At 73.8% G+C, this 10,236-nt stretch carries 9 protein-coding genes; 1 reads left to right on the forward strand and 8 read right to left on the reverse strand.

From position 1 onward, the window contains the following. Nucleotides 1–244 precede the first annotated feature (244 nt). The 3 genes from ACFXPK_RS30985 to ACFXPK_RS30995 form a co-directional block, all read right to left on the reverse strand. Nucleotides 245–655, reverse strand: a complete 411-nt coding sequence (locus tag ACFXPK_RS30985; protein WP_385080446.1) for a hypothetical protein — start codon at nt 653–655, stop codon at nt 245–247. 135 nt (nt 656–790) lie between these two features. Further along, complete coding sequence (locus tag ACFXPK_RS30990) at nt 791–1,921, reverse strand: trypsin-like serine peptidase (protein ID WP_385005231.1); 1,131 nt, start codon at nt 1,919–1,921, stop codon at nt 791–793. A 117-nt stretch (nt 1,922–2,038) separates the two neighbouring features. Beyond that, nucleotides 2,039–2,578, reverse strand: a complete 540-nt coding sequence (locus ACFXPK_RS30995) for a nitroreductase family deazaflavin-dependent oxidoreductase (protein ID WP_385080448.1) — start codon at nt 2,576–2,578, stop codon at nt 2,039–2,041. A gap of 115 nt (nt 2,579–2,693) precedes the next feature. Between ACFXPK_RS30995 and ACFXPK_RS31000 the strand changes: the two genes are divergently transcribed. Continuing rightward, entirely contained in the window at nt 2,694–3,998 is a 1,305-nt protein-coding gene (locus tag ACFXPK_RS31000; RefSeq protein ID WP_385080449.1) for a PP2C family protein-serine/threonine phosphatase, read from the forward strand. 145 nt (nt 3,999–4,143) lie between these two features. On the opposite strand, the gene ACFXPK_RS31005 is transcribed toward ACFXPK_RS31000, so the two are convergent. The 5 genes from ACFXPK_RS31005 to iolC form a co-directional block, all read right to left on the reverse strand. Beyond that, nucleotides 4,144–5,166, reverse strand: a complete 1,023-nt coding sequence (locus tag ACFXPK_RS31005) for a Gfo/Idh/MocA family protein (protein WP_385080451.1) — start codon at nt 5,164–5,166, stop codon at nt 4,144–4,146. A 69-nt stretch (nt 5,167–5,235) separates the two neighbouring features. After that, nucleotides 5,236–7,119: a 3D-(3,5/4)-trihydroxycyclohexane-1,2-dione acylhydrolase (decyclizing) gene (iolD, locus tag ACFXPK_RS31010; protein WP_385080453.1), complete on the reverse strand. Its 1,884-nt coding sequence runs from the start codon at nt 7,117–7,119 to the stop codon at nt 5,236–5,238. Then, the gene (gene iolB / locus ACFXPK_RS31015) at nt 7,119–8,024 is read right to left on the reverse strand and encodes a 5-deoxy-glucuronate isomerase (RefSeq protein WP_385005241.1); all 906 of its coding nucleotides are present in this window, start codon (nt 8,022–8,024) and stop codon (nt 7,119–7,121) included. Before iolB ends, iolD begins: the two co-directional genes overlap by 1 nt. A gap of 127 nt (nt 8,025–8,151) precedes the next feature. Then, nucleotides 8,152–9,021 carry an aldolase gene (locus ACFXPK_RS31020; RefSeq protein ID WP_385005243.1) on the reverse strand — a complete coding sequence of 290 codons (870 nt, stop codon included), beginning with the start codon at nt 9,019–9,021 and terminating at the stop codon, nt 8,152–8,154. Continuing rightward, nucleotides 9,014–10,060, reverse strand: a complete 1,047-nt coding sequence (gene iolC / locus ACFXPK_RS31025; protein ID WP_385080455.1) for a 5-dehydro-2-deoxygluconokinase — start codon at nt 10,058–10,060, stop codon at nt 9,014–9,016. The genes ACFXPK_RS31020 and iolC overlap by 8 nt, the downstream gene beginning before the upstream one ends. Nucleotides 10,061–10,236 lie beyond the last annotated feature (176 nt).

Here is a 10,236-nt window from a genome sequence, read left to right on the forward strand (position 1 = left end):
CGGGCCAGCCCCCGGGCGCGCCGCTCTCCCTCAAAATCCGTCTCGCCGTGGCGCGGGCCCCCCCCCGCCCCCCCCCCGGGGGGGGGGGGGGCGGGGGGGGGGAGCGCGAGACGGAGGCGCGGCACGGGCGCGGGCCGCCCGGCCACGGAGTCCCGGTCCACCGGCCGCCCGGCGACGGACCGCCCGGCGACGGACCGCCCGCGACGGCCGCCCGCGACGGGCCGCCCGCGACGGCCGCCCGCGGCTACGCGTCCAGCGGCGGCCGGTGGGTCGGGGAGCCGGCGATGCTGCCACCGGTCCGGGTCACCGTGGGGTCGAACTCGGTGAGGGTGAGCTGGAACCCGACCGGACGGCGGGCGGCGATCGGCTCCAGATGCTTCTCCGCCGTCGCGAACAGCTCGTCCGCTATCCGGCTCCTGACCTCCTCGGGCCTGCCGGGCGCGATGGTCAGCCTGATCTGCACATGGCCGTTCTCCGGCCCGGCCTCCGGACGGTCCCCGACCCGCGCGGCGGTCGCCGGCATGGCGAGGGTCCGGGTGCCCCAGCGGGGGAAGACCTCCAGCGTGCGGGCGGTCTCGTGCAGGGCGTCGAGCAGGGTGTCGACGTCCAGCTCCTCGGCCAGGTTCGGGGTGTACTCGACGATGATGTGCGGCACCTTCGGATCTCGCTTTCGTATCCGTACGGGAGACGCCGGAGCCCCGGCGACACCGTGAGTCTGCCCGCCGCGCGCACCGGCCGCGCACCTCCCGTACCTCCGGTGCCCCCTGCGGCCCCCCGAGCCGCCCCCCGCTCAGGCGAACTTGTCGCTGACGGCCTCGTAGACCGCCTTGGCCCCGGCGCCGAGGTGCGGCCCCGCCAGCCAGGTCTGCGCCGTCGGGCCGATCGACGTGTTGCTCACCAGCGCGGGCAGCCCCTTCGCGTCCTCGATGAACCAGCCGCCGCCGGAGGAGCCCCCCGTCATCGTGCAGCCGATCCGGTACAGCGGCGGCTGGTCGTCCCTGACCGAGAGCCGGCCGGGGCGGCCCCGGCAGATGAACATCCGCTCACCGTCGAAGGGCTCCGCCGCCGGATACCCCCAGACGCCCATCCCCGCGATCTTCGTCGGCGACGGCGCGTCGAACATGACGCGCGAGGCGCCGCCGACCGTCTCCTCCAGCGAGGTGAAGCCGCTCCCCGCCGGCTTCTTCACATGGAGCACGGCGAAGTCGAACGGCGAACCCTTGCCGCCCGACGGGGTCCCCTCGGAGATCCACTGCGGTGAGGTCTGCGCCCAGTCCGCCCACCAGATCCCGAACGGCGAGAGCCGGCTCTTGCGCACCCCCGCCAGGGCCGCCCCCTCCAGCCCCTCGTCGTTGTACGACGGGACGAAGACGATGTTGCGGAACCAGCCGCCCTTCGCCCCCGCGTGCACACAGTGCCCGGCCGTCCACACCAGGTTCGAGGCACCGGGGTTCGCCGGGTCCGTCACCACCGTCGCGGAGCAGACCGAGGGGCCCTCGGGGGTGTCGAAGAAGAGCTTGCCGACCATCGGGGCGTTGTCGCGGTACGAGACGGGCGCCGGCCGCGCCGGGACGGGCTCGGGCTCCGGGTCGGAGACGCCCGCGTCCTCGAACTCCCCGTCCACCGGCTGGTCCGCGCTGGTGCCCTGGCGCATCCGGCCCGGAATCCACAGCCCCTCGATGACCGGGTTGATGAACGCGGCGGCCTCCCGCGCCCAGTCCGCCGCGTCCCAGTCGCGCCAGCCGCCCTCGCGCCAGCCCTCCGGCGCGTCGGAGCCGGCGGCCCCGGCCGGGCCGACCCCCACGGTGGCCCCGGACCCGGGCCCCGCGCTCCCGGCGGGTGCGGAGCAGGCGGTGGCGCTGATCGCCAGCAAGGCGAGCAGGCAGGCCATGAGCATCGCCGGGCGGTGCCTGGAGCGCATGGATCGTTCCTCCGGTCCCTCAAGTGCGTCGAACGGTGTGCGCACGGGGCCCGGGAAGTACGGAGTCCGGCGACAACCTGTCTTGAGGAGGTAGTACGTGGGGGAGCCCGCCCCGGTTCAAGCCGGGGGTTCCCGGTCCGGGGCGGACGCGGGGCGGGGGAACGACGGCCGGGACTCCTCCAGCCGTACGAAGGCGATCCGCTCGCCCGCCCCCCGGTACCCCCGGTCGCCGTCGGCCTCCGGGGCCAGGCCCAGCGACGAGCAGAGCGCCCGCGCCGCGCGGGGGCGGGTCCGCGCGTACCGCTCCATGATCAGACCGCACTCCTCCGGAGGGACGAAGTGGGCCGTGACGGCGTGGTAGCGGCGGCCGGTCTGGATGGTGACCTGGGGGGTGTGCCGCAGATTCCGGTACCAGTGCGCCGACGCGGGCGAGCCGGAGGCGACGGTCCAGCTCCGGGGCGCCGCGTCCTGCTCCACGACCCCGATCACATCCTGCCGCGACAGCCCCGGGACCCGTCCCGTGTGGATCAGCAGCAGCGTCCGCCGGCCGAACAGCGGCCCGAGGCCCGCGCGGTAGAGGAGGATCGGCAGCGCGGCCAGTCTCCGACGCCATCCGCTGGAGGGACTCGCGCGCGGCGGCGGGGACGGTCGGGTCACAGCCCTGCACCTCCTGGCACCGGAGAGGCCGGATGACGGCGTCGATTCGATAACGACGGGACGTTCATGGAGCTTTCACGATGCTTTGACAACAGAACCTTTGCATAGTCTAAACATGGGCGAGGCGGGAGCGGACATGCTGCGGGAGGACCGATCGGAAGGCCGGTCCCGCACAGGGTCCGGCGCGCGTCCTGACACCGGCCCCGGCGCGGCCCCCGCTGCCGGACCGGCCACAGGGCGGGGGCGCGGACGCGGTGCGAAGGCCGGCCCGCGCACCGGCGCGCGTACCTCCCCGCCGACCGGGCACCCCGCCACGGGCGGTGACCTCTCCACCCCCGTTGTCCTGGGCGTTCTGCCGTTCGCCGCGCTCGCCGTGGTCGCCCTGGTGGAGCTGATCGCCGGGCCCAGGGTCGGCTTCCTGCCGCTCTTCTCGCTCGGCCCCGCCTTCGCCGGACTCGTCGGCGGCTGGCGGCGTACCGCCTTCATCGGCGCCCTCGCCCTCGTGTGCTGTCTCACACTCGGGCTGTACGACGGGCTGGTGCAGAGCCGCCGCGGCTACACCGCGCTCGGCTCGGTCGCGGGTGCGACGGCCGCGAGCCTCGTCGCGGTCGTGATGCGCCAGCGCCGCGAGGCCGAACTCGCCAGCGTCCGTTCGATCGCGGAGGTGGCCCAGCGCGCCCTTCTCCGCCCCGTACCGCCCACGGCGGGGCCGCTGCGCGCCGCCGTCTCGTACACCTCGGCCGTGGCGGAGGCCCGGATCGGGGGCGATCTGTACGAGGTGGCCGTCGGGGAGGACCGCGTCCGCGTCATCGTCGGCGACGTCCAGGGCAAGGGGCTCGAAGCGGTGGAGACCGTCGCGGTCGTCCTCGGGGCGTTCCGCGAGGCGGCGCACGACGAGCCCGAACTGACCAGGGTCGGCGCCCGGGTGGAGCGGGCCATGAGCCGGGAGCTGGACGGCGAGAAGTTCGTCACCGCGCTGATCGCGGAGTTCGGCGGGGACGGCGGCGCCGTCTTCCTCAACTACGGGCATCCCCCGCCCATGCTGGTGCGCGCGGACGGCGCGGTGGAGTTCCCCGAGCCCGACCAGTACGCGCTGCCCCTCGGCCTGGAGGCGCACGGCACCGAGGGCCCCCGGCCCTTCCGGGCGGAGTTCGCCCCCGGCGACCAACTCCTGCTCTACACCGACGGGGTGACGGAGGCGCGGGACGCGGCCGGGACGTTCTACCCGCTCGGCGAGCGCGCGCGGCTCCTCGCCCACCCCGACCCCGCGACCGCGCTGGAGGCGCTGCGCAGGGATCTCGTACGCCATGTGGCGGGGCCGCTGCACGACGACGCCGCGACCCTGCTGCTCCGGTACGCGCCGGAGCGGCGGGGGACGCGCGAGCGGCCCCCGGAGCTCGGCGGACCAGTTCCTTCGTGACGCGTTCCTTCGTGACGCGTTCCTTCGTGACGCGTTCCCGCGTGAACGCGCCCGTGTACCGCAGCATCCGCGCGATGTCCGCGCCCGGCTCCGCGCCGGGGAGGTGGAAGGTGTGCGGGGTGGGCCTCCGGGGCGCGGGCGATCCTCAGCGCGTGTCCCCTCCGTAGAAGGCGGGCCGCTTCTCCAGCGCGTCGACCCGTACGATCCCGCCGGACTCCAGCGCCTCGACGAGCGCGCCGGTGATGACGGTGGCCGCGTAGCCGTCCCACGCCGAGGGGCCGGTGGGCTCGGTGCCCGCCGCGACGGACGCGGCCCACTCGCGGAACTCGGTGTCGAAGGCGCTCTCGAAGCGGCCCTGCCAGTCCTGGAGGATCCCGGTGGAGAGTTGCCCCGCACGCCGTACCGAGACGGCGGCGGGATCGGGGAGGCGCACCACGCCCTCCTCGCCGACGGTCTCGCACTGGATGTCGTAGCCGTACTGGCAGTTGACGAAGACCTCCAGATCGATCCTGACCCCTTCGGCGGTCTCGAAGAGCATGATCTGCGGGTCCTGGAGGTGCGCGTGCCGCTTGCCGGTCCTGCGCGGTGTCACCACCTGTACGGAGCGGATCTCGTCGTCCAGCAGCCAGCGCAGGACGTCGATCTCGTGGACGGCGGTGTCCTGCGCGGCCATCGCGGAGGTGTAGGAGGCGGGGGCCGTCGCGTTGCGGTGCGCGCAGTGCACCATCAGCGGGGTGCCGATGGCGCCCGACTCGACGACCTTCTTCATCTCGCGGTAGCCGGCGTCGTACCGGCGCATGAAGCCGACCTGGACGAGCCGGGAGCCGTGGGCGGTCTCCGCGTCGATGATCCGCAGACAGTCCTCGGCCTCCGTGGCGAGCGGCTTCTCGCAGAAGACCGGCTTGCCGGCGTCGATGGCGCGGAGCACGTGCTCCGCGTGGGTCGGGCCCCACGAGGTGACGACGACGGCGTCCACGTCGGGCGCGTCGACGACCTCGCGCCCGGTGGCCAGGGCGCGGGCGCCGACGGACGCGGCGACCTCCTCGGCCCGCGCGGTGTCGATGTCGAAGACCGCCGTGACCCGGGTGCCGGTGATCACCTGGGTGAGCCGGCGGATGTGGTCCTGGCCGATCATTCCGGTGCCGATGACACCGATGCGCACAGTCATGGGGGTGTTGCCCTTTCGGATCAGAGGACGTCGGCGGGTTCAGGGGGAGGAGGGGAGACGGCCCCCGCGTCAGAGGTAGTGGCGCTGGGAGCGCTTGGCGTCGCGGTAGGTCCCGTACGCCCGCCGCGTCGACTCCAGCTCGGAGACCTCGCCGACCGGGACGTCCCACCAGGCGCTGCCGGGCGGGTTCGGCCCGTACGGATCCGTCTCCACGTGCACGACCGTCGTCCGCTCCGAGGCCCGTGCCCCGGCCATCGCCCGGACGAACTCCTCGACCGTCGCGGCGGGGAGCACATCGGCGCCGAGCGAGGCGGCGTTGGCGGCCAGATCGACGGGGAGGACCTCGCCGTCGAGCTGCCCGCTCTCCGCGTCCCGGTAGCGGTAGCGGGTACCGAAGCGCTGCGAACCCAGCGACTCCGACAGCGCGCCGATCGAGGCGAAGCCGTGGTTCTGGACGATCACGATGATGACCTTGATCCGCTCGGAGACCATGGTGACGATCTCCTGGGCCATCATCAGATACGAGCCGTCCCCGACCAGGACGACGACCTCGCGGCTCGGATCGGCCATCTTCGCGCCGAGCCCGGCGGCCACCTCGTACCCCATGCAGGAGTACGCGTACTCGACGTGGTACGCCTTCGGATCGCGCGAGCGCCACAGCATCTGGAGGTCGCCGGGCATCGAGCCCGCCGCGTTGATCACGACGTCCCGGTCGTCGAGCGACCGGCGCAGCGCGCCCAGGATCTCGGTCTGCGCGGGCAGCGGCCCATGGCCGGCGGAGAAGCATCCCTCGGCGGTACGCCGCCACTCGGCCGCCAGCTCCAGCGCCCGCTGCCGGTGGGCGTCGTCGGCCTGCCAGCCGTCCAGCTCCCGCTCCAGCGCCTGGAGCCCGAGCCGGGCGTCCGCGACCAGCGGCTCGGCGGAGTGCTTCACCGCGTCGAGCCGGGCCACGTTCAGGTTGACGAAGTGCACGTCGGGGTCGCCGAACACGGTGTGGCTCGCGGTGGTGAAGTCGCTGTAGCGCGTGCCGACACCGATGACGACGTCCGCCTCGGCGGCCAGCGCGTTGGCCGCCGCCGTACCGGTCGAGCCGAGGCCGCCGACCGCGCTCGGATGGTCCCAGGGCAGCGCGCCCTTGCCGGCGTGGGTGTCCGCGACCGGGATGCCGGTGGCCTCCGCGAAGTGGCGCAGCGCGGCCTCGGCGCCCGAGTACACCACCCCGCCGCCCGCGACGAGCAGCGGCCTGCGCGCGGTGCGCAGCACGTCGGCGACGCGGCTCAGCGCGGCGGGCTCCGGCACGGGCCGGCCGATGTGCCAGACGCGGCGGCGGAAGAACGCCACCGGCCAGTCGTACGCCTCGGCCTGCACGTCCTGCGGCAGACAGAGCGTCACCGCGCCGGTCTCCACCGGGTCGGTGAGCACCCGCATCGCGGCGAGCGCGGCGGGGACGAGCTGTTCGGGCCGGCTGATCCGGTCGAAGTACTTGGAGACCGGGCGGAAGGCGTCGTTGACGGTGACGTCGCCGCCCCGGGTGTCCTCCAACTGCTGGAGCACCGGGTCGGCGGCGCGGGTGGCGAACATGTCGCTGGGCAGCAGCAGCACCGGCAGCCGGTTGGTGGTGGCCAGCGCCGCGCCCGTGATCATGTTGGTGGAGCCGGGACCGGTGGACGCGGTGCAGGCGTACGCGGAGAGCCGGTCGCGCATCTTCGCGAAGGCCACGGCGGCGTGCACCATGCCCTGCTCGTTGCGGGCCAGGTGGTAGGGGAGGTCCGCCTCGCCGGTACGGTCCGCCTGGAGCAGCGCCTGTCCGAGCCCCGCCACGTTGCCGTGCCCGAAGATGCCCCAGACGCCCGGGATCAGCCGCTGTTCCCGGCCGTCGCGCTCGCTGTACTGGTGCGCGAGGAACCGTACGAGCGCCTGCGCGGTGGTGAGCCGTACGGTCTCCGTCGCCATCACAGCTCCTTCGGGGTGCCGGTGCCGAACGGCAGCCGGGGATCGGTGGGCCGGTCGCTCCAGGTGGCGCGGACCCAGCCGTGGGCCGGGTCGTCGCAGATCAGCCAGGCGCGGTCCTGGCCGGGGCCCGCCATGACGTTGAGGTAGTAGAGGTCGTAGCCGGGGGCGGCGATCGAGGGGCCGTGCCAGCCGTGCGGGATCAGCACGGTGTCCCCGTCGCGGACCTCGGCGAGGACGTCGAGGGGGCGCTCGGCCGTCCCGTACACCCGCTGGTAGGCGAGGCCGGGTCCGGCGGGTCCCGGCGCGATCTCGAAGTAGTAGATCTCCTCCAGCTCGCTCTCGACCGGGTTGCCCTCCGCGTCGCGCCGGGCCTCGTCGTGCTTGTGGGGCGGGTACGAGGACCAGTTGCCGCCGGGGGTGAGGACTTCGCAGACGAGGAGCTGGTCCGCGTCGAACGTGCCGGGCAGACAGTAGTTGTTGACCTGGCGCGAGCAGTTCCCGGCGCCGCGCAGTTCGGCGGGTACGTCCTTCGCGGGGCCGTACCGTACGGTCAGCCGCCGCTCGCAGCGCGCCGACGGGAGGGCGAACCGGCCGCCGCGCTCGCTGCTGATCACGGCGTCGGTGTCGCGGGGGAGGTACGCGAAGTCGGTGACCGCGTCGAAGACGCCGGCCCGGCCCGCGAGGAGCAGGGCCGTGCCGTCGGCGGCGACCGTACAGGACCCGCTGAGCGGCAGCACCAGGTACTCGCTGTCGCCGGTGGCGAGGGAGACCCGCTCACCGGCGGCGAGTTCGACCACGCGCAGCCCGGAGTGGCCCCAGCCGGCCGACTCGGGGGTGACGACGGTGGTGAACGGTGGCTCGGCGGTGGAACCGGCGCGCAGATGCAGGGTGGGGTCACTCACCACGGACTCCTCGTCGTCCTCACGGCAGGGGCGTTCTGTACGGCGGGAGCGCCCCAGGCGGCCGGGGCGCTCCAGGCGGCCGGGGCGCCCCGTGGGGCGGGGCCGCTCCGTGCGGCGGGGGCGTCGTCCCTCACAGCAGGCTCACCGCGCGGTCCACGGCACCGGCGACATCGCCGTCCGCGGGGTAGAGCAGCGACCGGCCGACGATCAGGCCCTGCACGGTCGGCAGGGCGAGCGCCTTCCGCCAGGCGGTGAACGCCGCCTCGGCGTCCTTGACCTCGCCGCCGAGCAGCAGCACGGGCAGGGTGGAGGAGGCGAGGACCCGCTCCATCTCCTCGACGACCGGCAGCTTCAGCCAGGTGTAGGCGCTGCGCCGGCCGAGCCCGGACGCGATGGTGATCGACTTGATCACCGCGTCGGGGGAGAGGTCGTTACGGATCCTCCCGTCCACCCAGCGGGAGAGGAACGGCTCGATCATGGCGATCAGTTCACGGTCGTTCAGCTCGTCCACGGCCCGCGCCGTCTGCTCCAGCACGGAGGGCGTGGCCGGGTCGTCCAGGCAGATCCGGGTGAGCGTCTTGCCGCCGTCGAACCGCATGGCGGCGATGGTCTGCGCGTCGTACCCGGTGAACCGGTCGTCGATCTCGAAGGCCGAACCCGCCAGCCCCGCGCGGTTCATGGAGCCGAAGACGCTCTTGCCGTCGAGCACCCCGAGCAGCAGCAGGTCCTCAAGGATGTCGGCGGTGGCGAGGACCCCGGTCACCCCGGGGCGCTCCAGCGCGGTGCACATCCGGTCCAGGAGCCGGCCGCGGTCGGCCATCGCGGTGGGGTCGGAGCCGACCGAGTTGGCGCCGCGCGCGGGATGGTCGGCCGCGATGATCATCGCCCGGCCGTTCCCGCCGAGCGGCGAGGCGGCCCTGACCCGCCGGGCGGCGGCCTCGGCTATGGCACCGGGGTTGGTTACCCGTGTCCCGACGATCCGCCGGATCCGGTCAGACACCCTGGACTCCCTGGACACCCTTGCTCTCCTCCTCGGTCGTGGACCGCGCGCCCCCGGTGCTCTGCGCGAGCTTCGCCTCGACCGCCGCCGCGTCGGGCATGGCGTCCGAGCAGGCCAGCTCACCGGCGACGATCGCGCCCGCGGCGTTGGCGAAGCGCACCGTCCGGTCCAGCTCCCAGCCGGCCAGCAGCCCGTGGCAGAGCGCGCCGCCGAACGCGTCGCCCGCGCCGAGGCCGTTGACGACCTCGACGGGCGCGGGCGGCACCTCGACCGCGGTGCCGGACCGGTCCATCGCCAGCACGCCCTTGGGGCCCTGCTTGACGACGGCGGTCGTCACCCCCAGCTCCAGCAGCGCCCGGGCGGCGGCGTACGGCTCGCTCTCGCCGGTGGCCACCTCGCACTCCTCCCGGTTGCCGACCGCGACGGTGGCGTGCGCCAGCGCCTCGCGGTAGTGCGTACGGGCCTCGGCCCTCATCCGGTCCGGCGGGACGTCACGGCCGCCCGCGTACGCGCCCTCCCAGAACATCGGCCGCCAGTCGAGGTCGAAGACGGTGATGCCGACCCGGTCGCGGTGGCGGAGGGCGGCGAGCGTGGCGGACCGGCTCGGCTCGGCGCTCAGCCCGGTGCCGGACATCCAGAAGATCCGGGCCGACGCGACGGCGCCGAGGTCCAGTTCCTCGGGGCGGATGTCCAGGTCCGGGGCGAGGGGCAGCCGGTAGAAGTACAGCGGGAAGTCGTCCGGCGGGAAGATCTCGCAGAACGTCACCGGGGTCGGCGCGACACCGGAGACCCCGACATGCGTGGGATCGACGCCGTACTCGGTGAGCGCGCGCCGTACGTACTGCCCGAAGGGATCGTCGCCGGTCTTGGTGATCACCGCCGTGTTCCGGCCGTAACGGGCGGCGGCGACGGCGACGTTGGTGGGGCTGCCGCCCAGGTACTTGCCGAACGAGGTGACATCCGCGAGTCCGACGCCGGTCTGCAACGGATAGATGTCGACTCCGACCCGTCCCATGGTCAGGACGTCCAGGACTGCCATGTGTGGGGACCTCCAGCACCTGGCACGCTCCACTAGCGCGCTCTAGTTGCGAGTACGATGCGCGATGTCCATATGTCCTGTCAATAGTTTGTAAATATAGGCTTTCCCGTGGGGGGACAGGGAGATGGGCCGGTCGGGGGAGGGGGCAGCCTGGTGGAGCGGGCCTGGTCCGTGTC

The organism is Streptomyces sp. NPDC059142, assembly GCF_042755665.1.
Classification (GTDB): Bacteria; Actinomycetota; Actinomycetes; order Streptomycetales; family Streptomycetaceae; genus Streptomyces.